This is a genomic window from Rhabdonatronobacter sediminivivens, from assembly GCF_013415485.1.
GTDB lineage: Bacteria > Pseudomonadota > Alphaproteobacteria > Rhodobacterales > Rhodobacteraceae > Rhabdonatronobacter > Rhabdonatronobacter sediminivivens.
Window position 1 is genome coordinate 1 of sequence record NZ_JACBXS010000019.1, and the last position, 21446, is coordinate 21446.

Genomic DNA, 21446 nt, shown 5'->3' on the forward strand with positions numbered 1-21446 from the left:
CAGCATTCACCCCAGAGGAATGCGCGCGATACCTCCGCCATGCAGGCTATGCGTCAACTTGATCGGGAGTCACTCTAGGCTGCCAAGCGGGCGGGGCGCCCGGCGGCTGAGACTGCGGCGTCGGCGGGAGTGGCGTCAGGCTGTGCGGCGCGGAGGTCGGCGAGAATGACGGCAGTGGCAGTTGCGACTTCGGCGCGCGCTGCCGCGGTCCTGATTTCAGGGGTCGAATCCATCGCCGCCACCCCTGAGATCAGATTCATTCGCAGGATCGGCATGCCTTTCGAATTAGTATCCCGCGCACTCCCGTATGGGCTTGATTGGAAAGTTTGCGGCAAAGCTCGCATCGGCGTCTGGTGCGCAATCGCCACCGCCCAACGCTGTGCCTCTTTACGCTCGGCTTCCTGCGGCAGCGCTTCGTGCCACGACATTAGACTGTCCGCGTCCCTGATCTCTTCCACCTCCATCACGCCCTCCTGCGGCTCCCCAGCGGGATCGGTCGGGCCGTGCGGCCGGTGAGGACGGCAAGGCCTTCGGGGATCAGGTTGCGCAGCACCGGCGCATCCGTGTCAAGCCCGCCGGTATATGTGCCGAAGGCGGGCAGGATCAGGTGGCCACCCCCGATCAGGAACACCGGCACCCGCCGCCCTGCGATGCGCAGTTTGGGGTGATAGTGCCCCGAGATATCGGGTCCTTCGGCGGCGATATGGCGCAGGGCGATGCCGTGCAGCATGGCCTCGGCCCCTGCCGTGCCGGGGTCGTGGTTACCGCCCACCCAGAGCACCTCCACTCCCGCGAAAACGCCCTCCAGCGCCGCCGCCACCCCGTCCCGCGCGGCGTCATCGTCGAAACTGTCCCCCAACGCGATCAGGCGTCGCGCGCCGGTGGCGGCCAGTTCGGCGCCCAACCGCTCCAGCGTGGCCTGAACCTCATAGGGGGGCAGCAGCGCGCCGCCGCGCCTTGCCATGCGCTCGGCCTTGCCCAGGTGCAGGTCGGCCACCACCAGCGCAGCTTCCGCCCCCCACCACAGCGCGCCCGAAGGGCGTGCGGTGAACGCCTGCCCAGCGAAACGAAAGGGGAAACCACTCATGAACCTAGCTCCAATCAGTCACGCCCGCCCGCACACCGTCCCCGCGGCGTGCAGGGGTGGGTGGGTGGGCACGCCGTGGGGACGGTGTGCGGGCGGGCCGCGTGCGCGCCAAACGCTCAAACGGACGTGGTCTCATGCCCCCATATCGGGCGCCCCGTCACCAAAGTACAAGCCCGCCTCGGCCATCATCCGCGCGGCCTCGGCCTCGATCAGCCGGTCCTCGCCCAGCCCGCGAATGGGGATGCGCCCGGCTTCCAGCAATAGCGGCGCGGCAAGCGGCGTGACATGGGGCGCACGGGCATGGACCAGACGCGGACGATCCGAAACCATCGCTTCGATCCGGTCGAAGTCCACCAGACCGTGCCGGGCCGCGTCCCGGGTGATGCGCAACAGCAGGTGGCCCGGGTCAAAGCGGCGCAGCGTGTCATAGAGGATGTCCGAGGAAAACGTCGCCTGCTTGCCACTTTTCCTCTGCCCCGGCAGGTTCCGCTGCAGCAACCCTGCCACCTGCGCCACGGCCCGGAAGCTGCGCTTCATCACCGCGTTTTCGGCCAGCCAGTCGTCGAACCCCGCGCGCAAGTTCTCTGCCGCCAGAAGCGGCGCGGGGTCCGCCACCGGGTCCAGGGACCAGATCAGCACGGCATAATCCGTCGCTACAAACCCCAGCGGGCCCAGCCCGGCCTCCTCCATCCGCCTTGTAACCAGCAGGGCCAGCGTCTGATGCGCGTTGCGGCCCGCGAAGCCGTAGATGCAAAAATATGCCCGGCCCGCGCGCAGGAAGGTCTCGCAGGTCAGCGTCCCGGGTTCGGGCAGCACCGAAATCCGGCGTTGCAGGTCCAGCCATTCGCGCACCTCTGCCGGCAGCGCATCCCATTGCGCCGGATCGCCCAGCAATGCCTGCACCCGCGCCGAGAGCTGCACCGAAGTCGCCATCTTGATGCCGTTGAACACCGCGATCTTCGGCTGACGCGCGGGTTGGGGGGTGACCTCGACCACCATCTCGCGCAGGCCCTCGTAGCGCACGGTCTGCCCGCCGATCAGGAAAGTGTCGCCCGGCGTCAGGCTGGCGGCAAAACTCTCCTCGATCTCGCCCAGCGGCACGCGGTTGCCCCGGCGGCGGACCTTCATGGTTTCGGGGTCGGTGATGGTGCCGATATTCATGCGGATCATCCGCGCGGCACGCGGATCACGCAACTGCCAGCGGCCCTCGCGCAGAAGCAGGCGTTGCCAGCGGTCATAGGCGCGCAGCGCGTAGCCACCAGTAGCGCAGAAATCGAGGCAGGCGTCGAAATCGGCCCGGCTCAGCGCGGCATAGGGGCCGGCGCGGCGCACCTCGGAATAAAGCGCATCGGCATCGAACGGCCCGACGCAGGCGGTCAGCAGGATATGCTGGCACAGCACGTCCAGCGGGGCATCGGCGCGGGGGGTGCCATCAAGGTCGTTTTCGGCCACGGCCTGCAGGGCGGCGACGCATTCCACCACCTCGAACCGGTTGGCGGGCACCATCCGGGCGCGCGAGGGGCTGTCATAGCGGTGGTTCGCCCGCCCGATCCGCTGCACCAACCGCTTGACGTTATGCGGCGCGCCGATCTGGATCACCAGATCCACATCGCCCCAGTCGATCCCCAGATCCAGGCTGCCGGTGCAGACCAAGGCGCGCAGGGCACCGCTGGCCATGGCGGCCTCGGCCTTCGCCCGCGCCTCGCGCGACAGGCTGCCGTGGTGCAGGCCGATGGGGAGATTCTCGTCATTGATGGCCCAGAGCGCCTGGAAGAACAGCTCCGCCTGCGCGCGGGTGTTGATGAAGACCAGCGTCAGCCGGGCGCCCCGGATCGCCTCCATCACATCGGCGGCGGCGTAATGCCCCCCACCCCCGGCCCAGGGCGCGGGGGCTGAGGTCGGCAGCATGGCGATATCCGGCGCCGGGCCGGGCGGCGCCTCGATCACCCGCGCGCCGCCCATGAAGCGGGCCAGCGCGGCCGGATCCTCGACCGTGGCCGAAAGCCCCGCCACCTGCAGCCCCGGCGCCAGGCTGCGCAGCCGCGCAAGGCCCAGCATCAGCTGATCGCCGCGCTTGCTTTCGGCCAGGGCGTGGATCTCGTCGATCACCACCCGGCGCAGGGTGGCGAAGATGCGCGGGGCTTCCTCGTAGGACAGCATCAGCGCCAGGCTTTCCGGCGTGGTCAGCAGCACATGCGGCGGGTCCACCCGCTGGCGCGCGCGCCGCGTGGCCGAGGTGTCGCCGGTGCGATCCTCGATGCGGATATCCAGCCCCAGATCGGCCACCGGACGGGCCAGGTTGCGGGCAATATCATTGGCCAGCGCCTTGAGCGGCGAGACATAGAGCGTGTGCAGCCCGGGTTCGGGCGCCTGCAGATCCACCAGCGACGGCAGGAACCCCGCCAGCGTCTTGCCACCGCCGGTGGGGGCGATCAACAGCGTGTCATCGCGCTCCGCCAGCAGGGCCAGCTGGTGCGGATGCGGTGCCCAGCCCTGATCGGCGAACCAGCGGGCAAAGGCGGGGGGCAGGGTGTCGCGGGTGATGGCGGGATCTCCGGACTTGGCTGCGGGGGAAGCTGTGCCCGCGCGCGACGCCGTCAAGGCTGCGGCACGGGCGCGCCCGTTCCCACCGCCCGCACCAGCGCACCGATCTGCGCCAGTTGCGGCGCCAGCGGCGAGGTGCGGCGCCAGATCATGCCGATGGTGCGCGCGGGCTGTGGCTCTGGAAAGCGCGCCACGGCCACGGGGGCCGAGCGCGTCTCGACCGCCACCGCCATTTCCGGGATCAGCGTCACGCCGATCCCCGCGCCCACCAGTTGCACCAGCGTCGCCAATGATGACCCGTCCAGAAGCTCTCGCGGGCGGCCCGGCGTCATGGCGCAGAAGGACAGGGCCTGATCGCGGAAACAATGCCCTTCCTCCAGCAGCAGCAGACGCATTTCGCGCAGGCCCTCGCGGTCGGGGACGGGGGCGGCGGCATCGGCCTGCGGACGCACCAGCACGAAGGATTCCGCGAAAAGCGGGGCCTCGTCTATGCCCGGCTCGGACACCGGCAGGGCCACGATGGCTGTGTCCAGGCCACCGGCGCGCAACTCGCTCAGCAGGCGCGGCGTCATCGCCTCGCGCACTTGCAGGTCCAGCTCCGGCCAGGCGCGGCCAAGCGCGGGCAGGAGGCCCGGCAGCAGATAGGGCGCAATGGTGGGAATCACCCCCAGCCGCAACTGCCCCGCCAGCCCGGATTGCGCGGCGCGGGCCAGATCGCCCAACTCATCAACCGCGCGCAGGATTTCCCGCGCGCGGGCCACGAAGGCGGCGCCGAAACTGGTCAGCCGCACCTGCCGGGCGCTGCGTTCGAACAGCGGCGTACCCAGCGCGGCCTCCAGATCGCGGATCTGCATGGACAGCGCCGGCTGCGAGATGGCGCAAACCTCGGCGGCGCGGCCAAAATGGCCCTGCTGGGCCAATGCCTCGACATAGCGCAACTGTTTCAGGGTAAGGCTCTTCATAAGCGTTACATATGGTCGCAATCAGAAAATCAAACTTAAACTAATCGCCATGAGGTGTTAGAACCATTCCAGAATCTTGATGACGCTGCGTTCCGGCAGGCCCGGACCGGCGCAAACATGAGGGAGACGATCATGGATGGAACCGATTTCGGCAGTGGCGGCGGATGCCCGATGGGCTTTGGCGGCGGCAACCCCAATGCAACCCAGCGGGGCCGCAACAACCGTGACTGGTGGCCGAACCAGCTGAACCTGAAGCTGTTGAGCCAGAACAACCCGGCCACCGATCCGATGGGGCTGCATTTCAACTATGCGCAGGAGTTCAAGAAGCTGGACCTGGTGGCGCTGAAAAAGGACCTCACGGCGCTGATGACCGACAGCCAGGACTGGTGGCCCGCCGATTACGGCCATTACGGCGGCCTCATGATCCGCATGGCCTGGCACGCCGCCGGGACCTACCGGACCGCTGACGGACGCGGCGGCGCAGGCACCGGGCAGCAGCGCTTCGCGCCGCTGAATTCGTGGCCGGACAACGCCAACCTGGACAAGGCGCGGCGCCTGCTGTGGCCGATCAAGCAGAAATACGGCAACAAGATCAGCTGGGCCGATCTGTTCGTGCTGGCGGGCAACGTGGCCATCGAATCCATGGGCGGCAAGACTTTCGGCTTCGGCGGCGGGCGCCCCGATGTCTGGGAGCCCGAGGAAGACGTCTACTGGGGTTCGGAATCCGAATGGCTGGGTGACAAGCGCTACAACACCTCGGCCGGGGCGGATGGTCCGCTGGTCGCCGAAGGTGCGGTGGAGCCGACCGACCGCTTGCTGGAGGACCCGCTGGCCGCCGTGCAGATGGGCCTGATCTACGTCAACCCCGAAGGCCCCAACGGCAACCCGGACCCGCTGGCCTCGGCCCATGATATCCGCGACACCTTTGCCCGGATGGCCATGAATGACTATGAAACCGTGGCGCTGACCGCCGGGGGCCACACCTTCGGCAAATGCCATGGCGCAGGCGATGCCGCCCATGTCGGCCGCGAGCCTGAAGGCGCTCCCCTGCACGAACAGGGCCTTGGCTGGACCAGCAGCTATGGCAGCGGCAAGGGCCGCGATACCATCACCTCCGGCATCGAAGGCTCCTGGACCCCGAATCCGATCGCCTGGGACATGGGCTATTTCGACGTGCTCTTCGGCTACGAGTGGGAGCTGGTGAAAAGCCCCGCCGGCGCCTGGCAGTGGACGCCCAAGAACCCCGATGACAAGGCCATGGCCCCGGATGCCGAGGATCCGTCCAAGCGCGTGCCGATCATCATGACCACCGCCGACATGGCGATGCGCATGGACCCGACATACGAGAAGATCTCGCGTCATTTCCATGCCAACCCCGATGAGTTCGCCGATGCCTTTGCCCGCGCCTGGTTCAAGCTGACCCACCGCGACATGGGGCCGAAAGCGCGCTATCTGGGTGCCGAGGTCCCGGCCGAGGACCTGATCTGGCAGGATCCGCTCCCCGCCGTCGATCACCCGCTGGTCGAAGCCGGTGACGTGGCCGCGCTGAAGGAAAAGCTGCTGGGCGCGCTCTCGGTGCAGGATCTGGCGTTCACCGCCTGGTCCTCGGCCTCGACCTTCCGCGGGTCGGACATGCGCGGCGGCGCCAATGGCGCGCGCATCCGGCTGGCGCCGCAAAAGGACTGGGAGGCCAACGAGCCCGCGCGACTGGCAAGCGTGCTCAAGTCCCTCGAAGGCATCCAGGCCGATTTCAACGCGCAGGCGTCGGGCGGCAAGAAGATCTCCTTGGCCGATCTGATCGTGCTGGGCGGCGTGGCGGCGGTTGAAAAGGCCGCGCGGGACGCAGGTTTCACGGTCGATGTGCCCTTCACCCCCGGCCGCACGGATGCCAGCGAAGAGCAGACCGACGCTGAATCCTTCGAGCCGATGGAGCCGATTGCCGACGGGTTCCGCAACTGGCAGAAAGGCGTCTACAGCGTTTCTGCCGAAGCGATGCTGGTGGACCGCGCGCAGCTTCTGGGCCTGACGGCACCGGAAATGACCGTGCTGGTGGGCGGCATGCGCGCCCTGGGCGCAACCCATGGCGGCAGCGCGCACGGGGTCCTGACCGACCGCCCCGGGCAGCTCAGCAATGACTTCTTTGTCAACCTGCTGGACATGGGCACCGTTTGGGCCCCCGTGGAGGGCGACGACCAGTTGTTCGAAGGCCGCGACCGCAAGAGCGGCGAAAAGCGCTGGTCCGGTACCCGGGTGGACCTGGTCTTCGGGTCGAACTCGCAGCTGCGCGCGCTGAGCGAGCTTTACGCCCAGGACGACGCGAAAGAGAAGTTCGTCAAGGACTTCGTTGCCGCATGGACCAAAGTGATGGACGCCGACCGCTTCGACCTGAAGTGATGCGGCACCGGTATTGACCGGGACACAGCGAACACCGGCGGCAACGCCGCCAGTCACCGGGCCGGGCGCATCAGCGCCCGGCCTTTTGCATGGATCATGCCCGCCAGCGCCCCCCTGTGAGCCCCGCCGCGCTTTGCCCGTTCAGGCAGCAGTGATTCCGAATTAGGCAGCCGGGGCGATCATGAGTCTTGACCCATGCGGCATTATCGGCACAAAATTGCCGACGGCGGGGGCATTGCCGTCCCTGCTGCCCGCCCCTGCGCGGCAGGGACCGACCGCCGCAAAGGCGGCGACAACAGAGAGGTAGAAATGAAAAAATCCATAATCGTGGCTGCAGTGGCAGCGACCGGGCTGACGGCGGGGATCGCCAATGCACAAACACTGTCGCAGATTCAGGAACGGGGTGAACTGAACTGCGGCGTGTCCACCGGGCTGGCCGGTTTCTCGGCCCCTGATGCCAACGGCGTCTGGCAGGGCTTCGACGTGGACAAATGCCGGGCCGTTGCGGCGGCCATCCTGGATGACCCGATGGCCGTGAACTTTGTCCCCACCACCGGGCAGACCCGCTTTTCGGCGCTGGCCTCGGGTGAGGTGGACATGCTGGCGCGCAACACCACCTGGACCTTCACCCGTGACATCGACCTGAACCTGACCTTCGTGGGCACGAACTACTACGATGGCCAGGGGTTCATGGTGCCCCGCGAAATCGGCGTCAGCTCTGGCATGGAACTTGATGGCGCCACCGTCTGCATCCAGACCGGCACCACCACCGAACTCAACCTGGCCGACTTCTTCCGCGCCAATGGCATGAGCTACGAACCCGTGCCGATCGAAACCAACGCCGAGGCGCAGCAGCAGTATCTTGCCGGTGCCTGTGACGTCTACACCACCGACGTGTCCGGCCTCGCCGCCACGCGCGCGTCCTTCGCCGACCCGGGTGAACATGTGATCCTGCCGGAAGTGATCTCGAAAGAGCCGCTGGGCCTGGTGGTGCGCGATGGTGACAAGCAGTGGGAAGGCATCGTGCGCTGGACCCTGATGGCGCTGATCGCCGCCGAGGAGCTGGGCGTGACCTCGGCCAATGTTGCCGAGCTGGCAGAGGGCACCGATTCGCCCGAGATCAACCGCCTGCTGGGCGCCGAAGGTGATTTCGGCGCGATGCTGGGTCTGGACAGCGAATGGGCCGTCCGCGCCATCGCCGCTGCCGGAAACTATGGCGAGATCTTTGCCGCCAATATCGGCGAACAGACCCCGATCGGTCTGGCCCGCGGGCTGAACGCACAATGGACCCAGGGCGGGCTGATGTACGCACCGCCCTTCCGCTGATCTGATCGAATGCGCGCCCGAAAGGGCGCGCATTTTCGGTTCACGCTTCCGAATACCCTGAGCACGCCTCTGGCGGCGCGGCAAGCTTTTGCCTGCGTCAGGAGAAACCCATGTCCACATCCAGCGACCCGCGAACCAAACCGGCGCCCCCGAAGCGCAGCTTCGAATTGAGCATGCTGCTCTATGACCAACGGTATCGCTCGATCACCATCCAGGTGTTTTTCCTGTTCCTGCTGATGCTGTTCGCGGCCTGGCTGGTTGACAACACGGTGAACAACCTGCGCGCCCTGGGCCGGGATTTCAGCTTTGCCTTCCTGAACGCGCCTGCGGGCTATGACATCAGCCAGCGGCCCATCGAATACAACAGCCAGATGACCCATGGCCGGGCGGCGCTGGTGGGGCTGCTCAATACGCTGATCCTGGCGGTGATGGCCTGTGTTCTGGCCACCGTTCTGGGGGTGATCGCCGGGGTGTTGCGGCTGTCGAACAACTGGATCGTCGGCCGCCTGATGACCGTCTATGTCGAGGTGTTTCGCAACATCCCCACCTTGTTGTGGATCCTGATCTTCGGCGCCATCATGACCGAGGCGATGCCCGCGCCCTCGGCGTTCCGGGGCGACACGCCAGCGGCCAGCATGCTGTTCAACGACTCCATCGCCATCACCAACCGGGGCGTCTACGTCCCGTCCATCCTGTTCGAACGCGATCTGGGCAGTTTCCAGCTTGGCCCGGTGGCGCCGTCGATCAGCTGGGTGCTGGTGATCTTGATTGTTGCCGCCAGCATCTGGGCCAACAAGAAGATCATTGACCACGCCACTCGGGTCCAGAATGCCACCGGCATCCGGCCAAAGACCTGGTGGAAATCCATCCTTGTCCTGCTGGGGCCGCTTGCGCTCTATTTCATCGCGCTCGGGGCGCATCTGGAATACCCTGAGCTGCGCGGCTTCAACTTTGCCGGCGGCACCCATCTGCGCAATTCGCTGATTGCCATGTGGCTTGGCCTTGGCATCTATACCGGCGCCTTCGTGGCCGAGAACGTGCGCTCGGGGATCCTTGCGATTTCACGCGGGCAGACCGAAGCCGCCTTTGCCCTGGGCCTGCAGCCGGGCAAGACCATGCGACTGGTCGTCCTGCCACAGGCGCTGCGGGTCATCATTCCGCCGCTGATCTCGCAGTACCTCAACATCACCAAGAACACGTCGCTTGGTCTGGCGGTCGGATACATGGACCTGCGCTCGACCCTGGGCGGGATCACCATCAACCAGACCGGACGCGAGCTGGAGGGAATGCTGCTGATGATGCTGATCTATCTGGCCATCAGCCTGATCATCTCGGGGGCGATGAATGTCTACAACTCCCGCGTCACGCTGAAGGAGCGATAAGATGAGCAATATCGAATCGCATACCATCGCTTACGTCCGGGGCACGATGATCCCCGAGCAGGACCCGCCGATCACCGAAACCGGTGCCATCAAGTGGCTGCGCGAGAACCTGTTTTCCGGCTGGTTCAATACGCTTCTGACCATCCTGTCGCTCCTGATCATATGGTGGTCCGTGGCGGCCATCGGGCCGTGGCTGTGGAACATGGTCTGGAACGCGGGCTCCCTGCGCGAATGCCGCGAGATCCTGGCCGGGGCCGAGGGCGCGTGTTTCGCCGTCATCAACGACCGCTGGCATCAGTTGCTGTTCGGCTTTTACCCGCCGGCACTCTACTGGCGGCCCGTGCTGGCCCTGATCCTGCTGTTCGTGGCCCTGGCCCCGGTGCTGTTCCCGGACCTGCCGCGCAAGCTGCTGTGGTTTTCCGCCGTCTACCCCTTCGTGGCCTATCACCTGCTCTGGGGCGGGTCGGTCTGGCTGCCGATCGTGGCGCTTCTGGGGTTTGTGGCGGGCTATGTCGCCTGGCGCCTGATACATCGCATGTCGCCGCTGGCCTCCGTCTTTGCCGCCGTGATCGTGCCGGTGCTGTGGTGGGTGATCCTTGCCGCACCGCTGAACAGCTTCCTCTATTCCGGGCTGCCCTGGGGGCTGGATTTCGTCCGCTCGGACCGCTTCGGCGGCTTCCTGATCTCGCTGGTCATCGGCATCACGGGGATTTCGATATCATTGCCGCTGGGCATCCTGCTTGCACTCGGGCGGCAATCGGACATGGTCTTCGTGAAATCCGTCTGCGTGGTCTTCATCGAATTCATCCGGGGCGTGCCGCTGATCACGCTGCTGTTCACCGCGTCGCTGCTGCTGAACTATTTCCTGCCGCCGGGCACCAGTTTCGATCTGATCCTGCGGGTGATCATCATGGTCACGCTGTTTGCCGCCGCCTACATGGCCGAAGTGATCCGTGGCGGCCTGGCCGCCCTGCCCCGCGGCCAGTACGAGGCCGCCGACGCGCTGGGGCTGGACTACTGGAAGGCGCAGCGGCTGATCATCATGCCGCAGGCGCTGAAAATCTCCATCCCCGGGATCGTCAACACCTTCATCGGCCTGTTCAAGGATACCACGCTGGTGGTGTTCATCGGGCTTCTGGATCCCATCGGGCTGTCCAACGCCATCCGGGCCTCGACCGACTGGCAGGGGGTCTACTGGGAGTTGTTCATCTTCATCGGGCTCCTGTTCTTCGTCTTCTGCTTCGGCATCTCGCGCTACTCCATGTATCTGGAGCGGCGCCTGAAGACAGACCACAAGTAAGGATATTGTCATGACTGACCTCCAAATCGACCATGGGATCGACCGCAAGATCGATACCAGCCAGATGAAGGTGACCAGCGAGGTCGCCATCCAGATCACGGACATGAACAAGTGGTTCGGCGCCTTCCATGTGCTGCGCGACATCAACATGACCGTCAACCGCGGCGAGCGGATCGTGATCTGCGGCCCCTCGGGCTCGGGCAAATCCACATTGATCCGCTGCATCAACCGGCTGGAGGAACATCAGGCCGGGCAGATCATCGTGGATGGCACCGAACTGACCTCGGACCTCAAGAACATCGACAAGGTGCGCTCCGAGGTCGGCATGGTGTTCCAGCATTTCAACCTGTTTCCGCATCTGACGATCCTGGAAAACTGCACGCTGGCGCCGATCTGGGTGCGCAAGGTGCCGAAGAAGGAAGCCGATGAAATCGCCATGCACTTCCTGGAAAAGGTCAAGATCCCCGAACAGGCGCTGAAATACCCCGGCCAGCTTTCGGGCGGGCAGCAGCAGCGCGTGGCGATCGCGCGGTCGCTGTGCATGCGCCCGCGGATCATGCTGTTCGATGAACCCACCTCGGCACTGGACCCGGAAATGATCAAGGAAGTTCTGGACACCATGATCCAGCTTGCCGAGGAAGGCATGACCATGATCTGCGTCACGCATGAAATGGGCTTTGCCCAGGCGGTGGCGAACCGGGTGATCTTCATGGATCAGGGCCAGATCGTCGAACAGAACGAACCGCGGGAATTCTTCAACAACCCCAGGTCGGACCGCACCAAGCTGTTCCTGAGCCAGATCCTGGGACACTGAACGGGTGCGATGGATTGGCGCCGCCGCAGCGCTACCTTTCCGCGCATGTTCATAATCTCGCCCGATACGCTGCGCGGGCGCGCGGCGTTTGAGTTCCGGCAGGTGCCGCGCCGTTTCCTGGGCCGGGTCACCGTCTGGCCCCGCGCCGAAGGCGACTGGCGCCTGCGCGCGCGGCTGATCTTTGAAATGGAATTCCTGCGCTATCTGGTCGCGCTGGCGCCCTTTGCGTTGGCGGCCCTGATCTGGCGCGACAGCGCGCTGGTCATCGCGCAGGCGCCGCTGTTGATGGTTCTGGTGATCTATGGCGTGGAGATGCGCTATCTGCGGCTTCTGCCCGCGCGCCGCCGTGCGCTGATGGGCGCCGCCGAACAGGACCGGCTGGGCGACCTGCTGGCCGCCCGCGCGCGAGAGGTGCTGACCCGGATCGGCGCCGGGCGCAACCTCAGCCAGGGCAGGCTGCATCTGGTGATCGAGCAATCCGACCTGGTGCGGGTGCCTCCGCTCACACTGGTTTCGGTGCAATGGGATCAGGGCCCGTGCATCCTGGACCTCGATACCCGCGAACGCGCGCTGATCCGTGACCGGCTGTTCGCCCCGCCCCTGACCGAAGCCGCCATGCACCGCCTGACGCTTGCGCGCAATGAAACCGTCCATGCGCTGCCCCTGGACCTGGACGCCATTTCCGCCCATGCCCGCATGGCCGCCCTGACCGCTCCGGCCTGAACCCGGCGGCCGGAACACGGGTTTTTCATGGACGCTGTTGCGGAAAAGCTGCAGGGCGGCCTTGCCCTTCGGGGTGTTTTGACATCATCATGGCGGCGCTCCGGTTCGGGGCATTTCGGGGTGGGATTGAAACCGTGCTGAAATCGGTTCTGGTTGTCTGCGTGGGCAATATCTGCCGTTCTCCGCTTGGGGAGCGGATGCTTCAGGACGCGCTGCAGGGCAGCGGAATCACCGTTGCCTCCTGCGGCATCGCCGCCGTGGTGGGACATGGCGCCGATGCCACAGCGGCCACGGTCGCCGCAGAGGCGGGTGTCACGCTGGACGGCCACGTGGCGCGGCAGTTCACCCCGGAAATCGGCAAGGCGCATGATCTGATCCTGGTGATGGAGCCCGGGCACAAGCGCGAAATTGCCCGCCTGTCCCCCGAGCTTTCAGGAAGGATCATGCTGTTTGATCACTGGACCGGCGGCACCGGCATCGCCGATCCCTATCGCCAGCCCCGCGCCTTTCACGAGGATGTCCACGCCCGTCTGGCCGCTGCCGCAGACGCCTGGGCGGCGAAACTGGCGCCCGCACGGCGCCAGCAGGTGTCAGGATGAACATCCTGCGCCCGGACCCGCCGCCCAACCTGCGCGACAGCCCGCCCGCGCCGCCGCAGCCAGCGCGCGATGATGAAATCGATATCGGCCATCTGTTCCTGGTCGCCTGGAAAGGCAAACGCTGGATTGCGCTGTTTACCGTCCTGGCGCTGATGGTGGGGGCCTTCATCTATGCCAATACGCCGCGCACCTATCAGGCCGATGCGCTGATCCAGCTTGAAGACCGTGGCGGGCGTCTGGCCCTGCCCGAGGCCATGCGCGAGCTGGTCGAAAGCTCCACCACCGCCGAAACGGAAACGCAGATCCTGTCCTCGCGCATGGTGCTGGGCCAGGCGGTGGCCGAACTGAACCTGGACTGGGTGGTGCAACCCACGCTGGCGCCGCTGATCGGCTCGATGGTCTCGCGCTATCCGATCCCGCTGCCGGACCATGACCTGCTGCGCCGCTACGCACGCCCGGGCGAGCGCCTGACCCTGGACCTGCTGCAGGTGCCCCCCGAATGGCTGGGCGAAGAGATCATCCTGACCGTGACCCCTGAGGGCTACCGGATCACAACCCCCGATGAACGCACCCACCAGGGCCATCTGGGGGAAACGCTGGGGCTGTCGGACATCGGCTTTGCACTGAACGTGCAGGCGCTGGAGGCGCCACCGGGGCGGGAATTCCGCCTGCGCCAGATCTCGATGCTGGAGGCGACGACCCGCCTGCGCAACAACATGCGCGGCTCGGAAAGCGGGCGGCAATCGGGGATCCTGCGGGTGACCATGACCGCCCCCTCCCGCGCCGAGGCCGCGCGCTGGCTTGATGCCGCGCTCAATGCCTATGTCCGCCAGAACATCGCCCGCAGCGCCGCCGAGGCCGAGCGCAGCCTGGAATTCATCCGCCAGCAACTGCCCCAGGCCGAGGAAACCCTGCGCATCGCGCAGGACCGGCTGAACAGCTTCCGCGAGGAGGCCGCCGAGCGTGCCTTGCAGCGCGACCCCGCGCTGGAGGGTGGAGAGGATGCCGAGGCGAATTTCGTCACCCAATCGCTGCTGAGCCAGATCTCGCGGCTGGAAACCAACCTGCGCGAGATCGCCCAGCGCGAGGAAGAGACCCGGGCGCGGTTTTCGGAAACGCACCCCCTGCTGCGCCAGATCCAGCAGGAGCGCGAGTCGCTTGAAAACCGTCTGTCGAACCTTCTGGACCGGGTTCAGGACCTGCCTGCCACCCAGCGCGAAATCATCAGCCTGTCCCGCGATGTGGAGCTGGCCCAGCAGATCTATTTCGAGCTGCAATCGCGCGCGCAGGAAATGCAGGTCCTTCAGGCCAGCGCCGTGGGCAGTGTGCGCATCATCGACACCGCCGAACCGCAGCGCAACCCGGTGGCCCCGCGGCGCAACCTGATCCTGGCGGTTTCGCTTCTGGTGGGCGGCATGGCGGGGATCGCCTTCGTGCTGATCCGCAACTGGATGCGCAAGGGTGTCCAGGACGCACGCGATCTGGAGCAGATGGACCTGCCGGTCTTTGCCACGATCAACTACACCGAACATGCCGATTTCAAGCACAAGCGCATGGACAACCTGCCGATCCTGGCACTGACCGAGCCTGACGACCTGGTGATCGAGGGGTTTCGCTCACTACGGACCTCATTGCATTTCGGCATGCTGGATGCGCCCAGCAAGGCGATCGTCCTGACCAGCGCCGCGCCCGAGGCGGGCAAGAGCTTCACCTCGGTCAATCTGGCGGTGGTGGCCGCGCAGGCTGGCCAGCGGGTCTGCCTGATCGATGCGGACCTGCGGCGCGGGCAGTTGCGGCGCTATTTCAACCTGCCCCGCGAACAGGCCGGCCTGGCCGATATCCTGGCCCGCAGCGCCAAGTTGAAGGAAACGCTCCTGCCCACCGGGGTGGAGGATCTGTTTTTCATCCCCACCGGGCGCTATCCGCCCAACCCGTCCGAGCTGCTGATGCGGCGCGAGCTGACGGAGCTGGTGCACGAACTGGACCGTGAATTCGATCTGATCATCCTTGACAGCCCGCCAGTGCTGGCCGTGACCGATCCGGTGATCCTGGGCCGGGCCACGGGCACGACCATCCTGATCGCGCGCCATAGTGTCACCCCGCTGGGCGAGGTTGAGGCCGTCAAGAAGACCTACCAGACCGCCGGGCTGCGGCTGGCCGGCGCGATCCTGAACGGGTTTGATCCGCGCAATGCCCCCGCCGCGGGCTATGGTTATGGCTACGGGTATGGGTATGGGTATGGCTACGGGTACCGCTACGCCTACAAGCCGCGCAAAGGCTGAGCGTGATGCCCCCCTTGCGCGCGACCTGCCGAAGGGCCGCCCTGCCCCCTAGGGCGCGACACCTTTATGAGATGCTGGTGGCCAACCGGCAGACATGATGGCAATGACACCGCTGCCCGAACTCTCCCATGTATGGGACAGAACCGCCCCCGAAACTGCGCCTTGCCGGGCGTTTCCGCCTGTGATCACGGTTGCACAGAACCGAAAGTGAGAGCCCCCGTGTCTGACGATGCTTGTCTTGCCGAGGAAATCCTCAACGCAGTTGCGAAACCGCAGCAGATCCCGCTTCTGACCGCGCGTCCCGGCGGCATGTCGATTGATCGCGCCTATCGCCTGAGCGCACGGATTGAGGATATGCGCACGCAATCAGGCGAAGCGCCTGTCGGGCGCAAGATCGGCTTCACCAACAGGGTGATATGGGAAGAATACAATGTGTCGGAACCGATCTTCGGGCCGATGTATGATAGCACCCTGCGGCCGCTCGGCGCGCCATTCGGCACGGCAAACCTGCTGGAGCCGCGCATCGAGCCCGAGATCGCCTTTCGGCTTGCACGCGCACCGGAACCGGGCATGACGCCCCGGGAGGTGATGACCTGCGTTTCCGGCGTATGTGCCGGGTTCGAACTGGTGCAGTCCCTCTTTGCCGGATGGAAATTCGAGGCAGCCGACACGGTTGCCGCCTTGGGGCTGCACGGTGCGTTTCTGCACGGACCGTTTGTGGAGGTTTCACCGGTGGACCAGGCCGACTGGGCTGCGGCCCTGGCCAGCTTCGGCACAACGCTGCGATGCAATGGCACTGTCGCCGATGAGGGCCATGCGCGCAACGTCCTCGGTGGCGGGCCGCTCGTGGCGCTGGCGCATCTCGCCGACCTGGTCAGGCGCACACCGCATGCTGCGCCCCTGAAAGCGGGCGAGATCGTGGCGACCGGCACATTGACACGGGCACTGCCCGTCGCCCCGGGCGAGGTCTGGCAGGCGCGCTTCGATGGCCTGCCCCTGGACGCCATCGAGATCGCACTGACCTGAAGGTTGCGGGCCCACCCGGTTTGGGCTTGTCTGCGCATCGTGCCTTCACAAACGATGATGCATCTGCGCAGTGTTGTGCTGGCCCCCGCCCCCGCGCGGTCGAAGTCGGCCCGCCAGGCAAAGATCAGGCATCGCAGTCCGGTTCGGCATCGGTCAGGAGCCTGCCAGCAAGAGGAGATCGCCATGCACATCCGACCCGCCGGATCGGCCCCCTCCCGCCCCGCGCCGATGGAGTATTTCACCGGCGCCGTATGGCAGGAACCGATCTGCGATCCCGCCGAGACCAGGGCGCTGATGGCCCTCATGGTCACTTTTGCCCCCGGGGCGCGGACGCATTGGCATACGCATCCGCTGGGCCAGACGCTGCTTGTCGTCTCGGGCTGCGGGCTGATCCAGAGCAGAGGCAGGCCCGTGCAGACGATCCGCGCCGGTGATCGGGTCTGGATACCGCCTGGCGAAGACCATTGGCACGGCGCAGGCCCTGACACGATGATGCGCCACATCGCGATGCAGGAGACCGAGGACGGCGTGAGCGCTGTCTGGCTGGAGCCGGTGAGCGATGCGGATTACGGGCAAGCGGGCGGCTGAACGTCGAACGATGTCGGCTCCGGGCGCCAGCCGCCAGCACAAGCCCCATGTTGTGACAGGGCCGCCGCACCGATCCATGCGCTGCTGCAGCCCGGTGACTGGCACGGTGACTGGCACGGTGCCGCATTGACCGAAGGCTGAGCACCGCCGAAGGTGCCGCCCGGGCGCCAATGGCAGGTTGCAGATCAGAGCCTCCGCCCGGCGGATGGTCCGGGAGGGCACGATTGGCGTTGATTTCACGTCGGCCGATCTGGCGCCGGATGCGCGCCGCGACTATCAGGTGTCAGGGAAGTGCAGGGACGCGATGATGTGGGATGCAATCGTTCTGGGCGCGGGCGCGGCAGGCTTGATGTGCGCCATCGAGGCCGCGCGCCGGGGGCGGCGGGTGCTGGTGCTGGATCATGCCCGCGCGCCCGGTGAGAAGATCCGCATCTCGGGCGGGGGGCGGTGCAATTTCACCAACCTTCAGATCTCGCCCGAGCGGTTCCTGTCGCAGAACCCTCGGTTCGCGCGCTCGGCGCTCAGCCGCTACACCGAGCAGGATTTCATCGACCGGGTGACGCAGGCCGGCATCGCCTGGCATGAAAAGACGCTGGGGCAGCTTTTCTGTGACGGGTCGGCGCGGCAGATCGTCGACATGCTGCTGCGCGATCTTCACGCCGCCGGGGGGGAGCTGCGGCTGCGTGTGCGCCCGGGCGCGGTGACCCGCGGGGCCGATGGCGGGTTCCGGGTGGAAACCGACGCCGGGGAATTTGCCGCGCATGCCGTTGTTCTGGCCACGGGCGGCAAGTCGATCCCCAGGATGGGGGCCAGCGATTTCGGCTACCGGGTGGCCGAGGCGTTTGGCCTGCGGATCGTGCCGACCCGGCCAGCGCTGGTGCCCCTGGTCTTTACCGATGCGCAGATCGAGGCGATCCGCCCGCTGGCGGGTCTTGCGGTCCACGCACGGGTCGGGGCCGAAGGCCAGAAGATCACGTTCGAGGAGGGGCTGCTGTTCACCCACCGCGGGCTGTCCGGCCCCTCGATCCTGCAGATCTCCAGCTACTGGAGCCCGGGCCGGGCGATCCGCGTGGACCTGTGCCCGGGGCGCGACCTGGCAGCCGAGGCCGAGGCGGGGCGGGCGGCGGGTCTGGGCGGGCGCGATCTGGTGAATGTGCTGGACCTGCCGCAGGCGCTGGCGCGCAGTGTCGTGACCCGCGCCCGACTGACGGGGCGCCTGGCCGATCAGACCCGGGCGGGGTTCGAGACGCTTTCGCGCAGCGTCCATGACTGGCAACTGGTGCCCGCCGGAACCGAAGGATGGCGCACGGCGGAAGTGACGGCGGGCGGGGTCGACACAAGGGATCTGGACGCCCGCAGCCTTGCCGCCCGCGCGGTTCCGGGGCTGCATGTGGTGGGCGAGCTGGTCGATGTCACCGGCTGGCTGGGCGGCTACAACTTTCAATGGGCCTGGAGTTCGGGCTGGGCCGCCGGACAGGTGGTCTGACAGCGCGACCTGTCCGGCGACAGGCCAGCAGGCACGCCACCTGGCTTCGACACCATCCCAGCCGGATCATGATCCCCGAAAGAGGGCGCGACTCCACATGCTGCAGAGCGCGCCCGATAGCCGCAGCGCAGGGGGCGCCAGCACCTGCATCGCGGGTGAAATGTCGGCACCACGCGGCATGCTTGGGATCAGGAGCACCCATATTGCCTGCGCCTGTGGACATCGGGTGCCGGGCCACCATATCCTTACCCCATGTTCAGGCACGAAATACCGCCCCGCAGGCAGCCAGGCTTCGCGCGCCTGGTGGTCCCGGGCGTCGCTGAAACCGAATGCACGGGGATGACATGATACGCCCGCACCGGGCCCGCTGCGGGCACCGCGTTTGCCCTCCGCGCCCCCGCGGCGCGGCGGGTTTCGATGGTCGGCGATTTCAACCACCGGGACGGACGCCGCTGAGTGGCCTCCATCTCATGCCGGAGGGCTCATGATGGACAACAGCGCCGATTCCACCCCCGACACCGGTGCCGTGGCGCAGAACGCGGCGGCGACGAAAACCCTCGCCGATTGGGCGATGCAGACGCTGCACAGCGGCCTGCCCACCTTCGAGGCCGCGCGCAAGATCGCCACGCGGCTGGGGGCGCATCGCCGCGCTGACATCTGCGAGGTGATGTTCTGGGCGCCGGAGCTGCAGGAGAACCGGGTGTCCGAAGGCGACATCTTCATCGAGGTGCTCGATATCGAGGGCGCGGAAGAGGTGGCGCTGTCACGGTCGCGCCAGACGCTGACCTTTCGGCGGACCCGCGTGCCGGTGGCGCGCATTGACGCCTGGTGCATGGCGGCGATCGACGGCATGCGCGCCGGCACGCGCGACAGCATCGGCAGCTTCTACGCGCTGGTCTGGCGCGATGCCGAGAACCGCTGGCGCCGCATCCATGACCCGCTTTCGGCGTCGCTGCCCTTCGGCCCCTTCGCACCGGCCGAATATTACGATGTGGCGGCGATGCAGGCGGCGCGGGCGGACAAGGCCTATTACGCCGCCCTGCCCGAGGGCGCGGTCCACAAGTTCGGCCCGCCCGGCAACATCCTGCAGATCCATGTCCCCACGGCCACCGCCAGCATGAGCCTTGCAGGGCTGACGCGCCATTTCGCCACGCTTGCCGAGAGGGTGCGCCAGGGCGCCGAGCCGGAACCGGCGGACCGCATCTTTCTGGGCTACGATGCGGTGCAGCTTCTGCCGGTGGAGCCGACGACCGTCTATGAAGCCGGCCCCGACTTCTGGACCGAGGTCGAGGACCGGGACGGGACGCTTGTGGTCGACATTCGCCGCCCGGACACCACCAACTGGGGCTATGACGTGGTGATCACCGGCATGTCGGCGGTCAACCCGTCGCTGCTGGAAACCGATCGCCCCGATGAACTGGTCGATCTGGCCGCCGTGCTGCACAACTTTCCGGGCGGGCCAAAGAAGCTGATCCTGGATGTGGTCTTCGGCCATAGCGACAATCAGGGGCTGCGGGGGTTGAGCCATCACTATTTCGCCGGTCCCAACATGTATGGCCAGAACCTGAACTACCGCAATCCGGTGGTCCGCGCGATCCTGCTGGAAATGCAGCGCCGCAAGGTGAATTTCGGCGCTGATGGTGTGCGCGTGGACGGCGCGCAGGATTTCAAATGGTGGGATGCCGATGCCCAGATGCTGCGCCATGATGACGAGTATCTGCAGGAAATGGCCGATGTCGTGCAGGAGGTCGCGGGCCGCCAATACCGCCCCTGGTTCGTGTTTGAAGACGGTCGCCCCTGGCCGGATGAGGATTGGGAGCTGAGTTCCGACTACCGCGCCGTGATCGAAAGCCAGCGCGATGATGACGTGTTCCAATGGGGGCCGCTGACCTTTGCCCATAACACGCCGTTTCTGTATACGTTCTGGCTGTCCAAGTTCTGGCGGATACAGGAGATTTTGCGCGTCGGCTCCAACTGGATCTCGGGCTGCGCCAACCATGACACGCTGCGCCGCGGCACCCAGATCAACCCGAAACTGAACATCAACACGCGGCTGGGCGACACCCGGATGGAGATCCTCGACAAGGCCTATGACCACCCGGCGGCACAGATGCTGACCTATGTGGCTTTCCCGGGCGTGCCGATGGATTTCCTCAATGCGATGGCGCGGGCCAGCTGGGGGTTCATCCGCAATCAGGATGACCAATACGGCGTGAAGGTGGTGGCCGAGGAGGCGATCTCGCTCAACTGGCAGGTCGATGCCTATACCTATTCGGAACCCGGCAATTTCCGCCGCATGAAGGAGCTGGGATTCGAGGATCGTGACACGCTGGGGCGGTTCTTCGTCATCCTGCCCGCGCTGGTCGAGGCCACGGATTACGACCTCGATGTGATGGCCAAGCTTCTGAACGCCGTGGACCCGCCGCTGGACGGCCCCACACCCTATGACGCCGCGGCGCTCAAACGCGTGGCGCGCGCCTGGATGGATGACATGCACGATTACTGCAATGTCGCCAACTATGTGGACAGGCTGGGCGACGCGCATACGGCCTACATGCTGAACCTGCGCGCATTCCGCGCCGCGCGGCCCTGGCTGCGCGACAATCACGGCCCGGGCGATGTGTTCGATTATCACACACCCACGGATGGCACGGTGGCATTCCGCTGTCTGCGCGATGGGCCCGAGGGCGAGCAGGTCTTCATGATCGCCCATCTGGAGGGCAAGCCGATCCTTGATATCGACCCCACGGCGCTGCCAATCCCGGGGCTTGAGGGCGGCGGCTGGAATGTCGCGCTTCGCTCGCCGACCATCGGTCCGGATTACCTGGGCGGGCCCATCACATTGCATGACAGCATGGCGGTGCTTTTCACCCGCAGCCGATAGGGGCGGGACCGGCGCATCATCGGGCTGTGCCCGGCGTCCGCGGTCTGGT

At 66.3% G+C, this 21446-nt stretch carries 16 protein-coding genes; 12 read left to right on the forward strand and 4 right to left on the reverse strand.

Features of this window, described 5'->3' with window-relative positions; genetic code table 11:
* Nucleotides 1-74 precede the first annotated feature (74 nt).
* From HUK65_RS10355 to HUK65_RS10370, 4 genes are all read right to left on the reverse strand, one after another.
* Nucleotides 75-464, reverse strand: a complete 390-nt coding sequence (locus HUK65_RS10355; protein WP_179906098.1) for a hypothetical protein — start codon at nt 462-464, stop codon at nt 75-77.
* The gene (gene pdeM, locus HUK65_RS10360; protein WP_179906099.1) at nt 464-1087 is read right to left on the reverse strand and encodes a ligase-associated DNA damage response endonuclease PdeM; all 624 of its coding nucleotides are present in this window, start codon (nt 1085-1087) and stop codon (nt 464-466) included. The genes HUK65_RS10355 and pdeM overlap by 1 nt, the downstream gene beginning before the upstream one ends.
* A gap of 132 nt (nt 1088-1219) precedes the next feature.
* Complete coding sequence (locus HUK65_RS10365) at nt 1220-3631, reverse strand: ligase-associated DNA damage response DEXH box helicase (RefSeq protein ID WP_179906156.1); 2412 nt, start codon at nt 3629-3631, stop codon at nt 1220-1222.
* Between the two features lie 53 nt (nt 3632-3684).
* Complete coding sequence (locus HUK65_RS10370; RefSeq protein WP_179906100.1) at nt 3685-4593, reverse strand: LysR substrate-binding domain-containing protein; 909 nt, start codon at nt 4591-4593, stop codon at nt 3685-3687.
* A 132-nt stretch (nt 4594-4725) separates the two neighbouring features.
* Here HUK65_RS10370 and katG point away from each other — a divergent pair, with 132 nt between their 5' ends.
* The 12 genes from katG (at nt 4726) to gghA (ending at nt 21397) form a co-directional block, all read left to right on the forward strand.
* Nucleotides 4726-6987 carry a catalase/peroxidase HPI gene (katG, locus tag HUK65_RS10375; RefSeq protein ID WP_179906101.1) on the forward strand — a complete coding sequence of 754 codons (2262 nt, stop codon included), beginning with the start codon at nt 4726-4728 and terminating at the stop codon, nt 6985-6987.
* Nucleotides 6988-7296: 309 nt separating this feature from the next.
* Nucleotides 7297-8313: an amino acid ABC transporter substrate-binding protein gene (locus tag HUK65_RS10380; RefSeq protein WP_179906102.1), complete on the forward strand. Its 1017-nt coding sequence runs from the start codon at nt 7297-7299 to the stop codon at nt 8311-8313.
* A 110-nt stretch (nt 8314-8423) separates the two neighbouring features.
* Nucleotides 8424-9695, forward strand: a complete 1272-nt coding sequence (locus tag HUK65_RS10385; RefSeq protein WP_179906103.1) for an amino acid ABC transporter permease — start codon at nt 8424-8426, stop codon at nt 9693-9695.
* A 1-nt stretch (nt 9696) separates the two neighbouring features.
* Nucleotides 9697-10995: an amino acid ABC transporter permease gene (locus HUK65_RS10390; protein WP_179906104.1), complete on the forward strand. Its 1299-nt coding sequence runs from the start codon at nt 9697-9699 to the stop codon at nt 10993-10995.
* A 10-nt stretch (nt 10996-11005) separates the two neighbouring features.
* Nucleotides 11006-11809 carry an amino acid ABC transporter ATP-binding protein gene (locus HUK65_RS10395; RefSeq protein ID WP_327787102.1) on the forward strand — a complete coding sequence of 268 codons (804 nt, stop codon included), beginning with the start codon at nt 11006-11008 and terminating at the stop codon, nt 11807-11809.
* Nucleotides 11810-11854: 45 nt separating this feature from the next.
* Nucleotides 11855-12532: a hypothetical protein gene (locus HUK65_RS10400; protein WP_179906105.1), complete on the forward strand. Its 678-nt coding sequence runs from the start codon at nt 11855-11857 to the stop codon at nt 12530-12532.
* Nucleotides 12533-12621: 89 nt separating this feature from the next.
* Nucleotides 12622-13131, forward strand: a complete 510-nt coding sequence (locus tag HUK65_RS10405; protein ID WP_179906106.1) for an arsenate reductase/protein-tyrosine-phosphatase family protein — start codon at nt 12622-12624, stop codon at nt 13129-13131.
* Nucleotides 13128-15413, forward strand: coding sequence for a polysaccharide biosynthesis tyrosine autokinase (locus HUK65_RS10410; RefSeq protein ID WP_179906107.1), 2286 nt, complete (start codon nt 13128-13130; stop codon nt 15411-15413). Before HUK65_RS10405 ends, HUK65_RS10410 begins: the two co-directional genes overlap by 4 nt.
* A 219-nt stretch (nt 15414-15632) precedes the next feature.
* Nucleotides 15633-16439: a 2-keto-4-pentenoate hydratase gene (locus HUK65_RS18745; RefSeq protein ID WP_327787103.1), complete on the forward strand. Its 807-nt coding sequence runs from the start codon at nt 15633-15635 to the stop codon at nt 16437-16439.
* Nucleotides 16440-16622: 183 nt separating this feature from the next.
* Nucleotides 16623-17027, forward strand: a complete 405-nt coding sequence (locus tag HUK65_RS10420; protein ID WP_179906109.1) for a (R)-mandelonitrile lyase — start codon at nt 16623-16625, stop codon at nt 17025-17027.
* Between the two features lie 307 nt (nt 17028-17334).
* On the forward strand, nt 17335-18513 hold the full coding sequence (locus HUK65_RS10425; RefSeq protein WP_235441893.1) for a BaiN/RdsA family NAD(P)/FAD-dependent oxidoreductase: 1179 nt from the start codon (nt 17335-17337) through the stop codon (nt 18511-18513).
* Nucleotides 18514-18997: 484 nt separating this feature from the next.
* On the forward strand, nt 18998-21397 hold the full coding sequence (gene gghA, locus HUK65_RS10430) for a glucosylglycerol hydrolase (protein ID WP_235441894.1): 2400 nt from the start codon (nt 18998-19000) through the stop codon (nt 21395-21397).
* Nucleotides 21398-21446: the final 49 nt, after the last annotated feature.

What these genes read in the sequence shown, in the direction of transcription:
- HUK65_RS10355 (WP_179906098.1), bottom strand. Translation starts at nt 464, where the DNA reads ATGGAGGTGGAAGAGATCAGGGACGCGGACAGTCTAATGTCGTGGCAC.
- pdeM (WP_179906099.1), bottom strand. Translation starts at nt 1,087, where the DNA reads ATGAGTGGTTTCCCCTTTCGTTTCGCTGGGCAGGCGTTCACCGCACGC.
- HUK65_RS10370 (WP_179906100.1), bottom strand. Translation starts at nt 4,593, where the DNA reads ATGAAGAGCCTTACCCTGAAACAGTTGCGCTATGTCGAGGCATTGGCC.
- katG (WP_179906101.1), top strand. Translation starts at nt 4,726, where the DNA reads ATGGATGGAACCGATTTCGGCAGTGGCGGCGGATGCCCGATGGGCTTT.
- HUK65_RS10380 (WP_179906102.1), top strand. Translation starts at nt 7,297, where the DNA reads ATGAAAAAATCCATAATCGTGGCTGCAGTGGCAGCGACCGGGCTGACG.
- HUK65_RS10385 (WP_179906103.1), top strand. Translation starts at nt 8,424, where the DNA reads ATGTCCACATCCAGCGACCCGCGAACCAAACCGGCGCCCCCGAAGCGC.
- HUK65_RS10390 (WP_179906104.1), top strand. Translation starts at nt 9,697, where the DNA reads ATGAGCAATATCGAATCGCATACCATCGCTTACGTCCGGGGCACGATG.
- HUK65_RS10395 (WP_327787102.1), top strand. Translation starts at nt 11,006, where the DNA reads ATGACTGACCTCCAAATCGACCATGGGATCGACCGCAAGATCGATACC.
- HUK65_RS10400 (WP_179906105.1), top strand. Translation starts at nt 11,855, where the DNA reads ATGTTCATAATCTCGCCCGATACGCTGCGCGGGCGCGCGGCGTTTGAG.
- HUK65_RS10405 (WP_179906106.1), top strand. Translation starts at nt 12,622, where the DNA reads ATGGCGGCGCTCCGGTTCGGGGCATTTCGGGGTGGGATTGAAACCGTG.
- HUK65_RS10410 (WP_179906107.1), top strand. Translation starts at nt 13,128, where the DNA reads ATGAACATCCTGCGCCCGGACCCGCCGCCCAACCTGCGCGACAGCCCG.
- HUK65_RS10420 (WP_179906109.1), top strand. Translation starts at nt 16,623, where the DNA reads ATGCACATCCGACCCGCCGGATCGGCCCCCTCCCGCCCCGCGCCGATG.
- HUK65_RS10425 (WP_235441893.1), top strand. Translation starts at nt 17,335, where the DNA reads ATGTGGGATGCAATCGTTCTGGGCGCGGGCGCGGCAGGCTTGATGTGC.
- gghA (WP_235441894.1), top strand. Translation starts at nt 18,998, where the DNA reads ATGATGGACAACAGCGCCGATTCCACCCCCGACACCGGTGCCGTGGCG.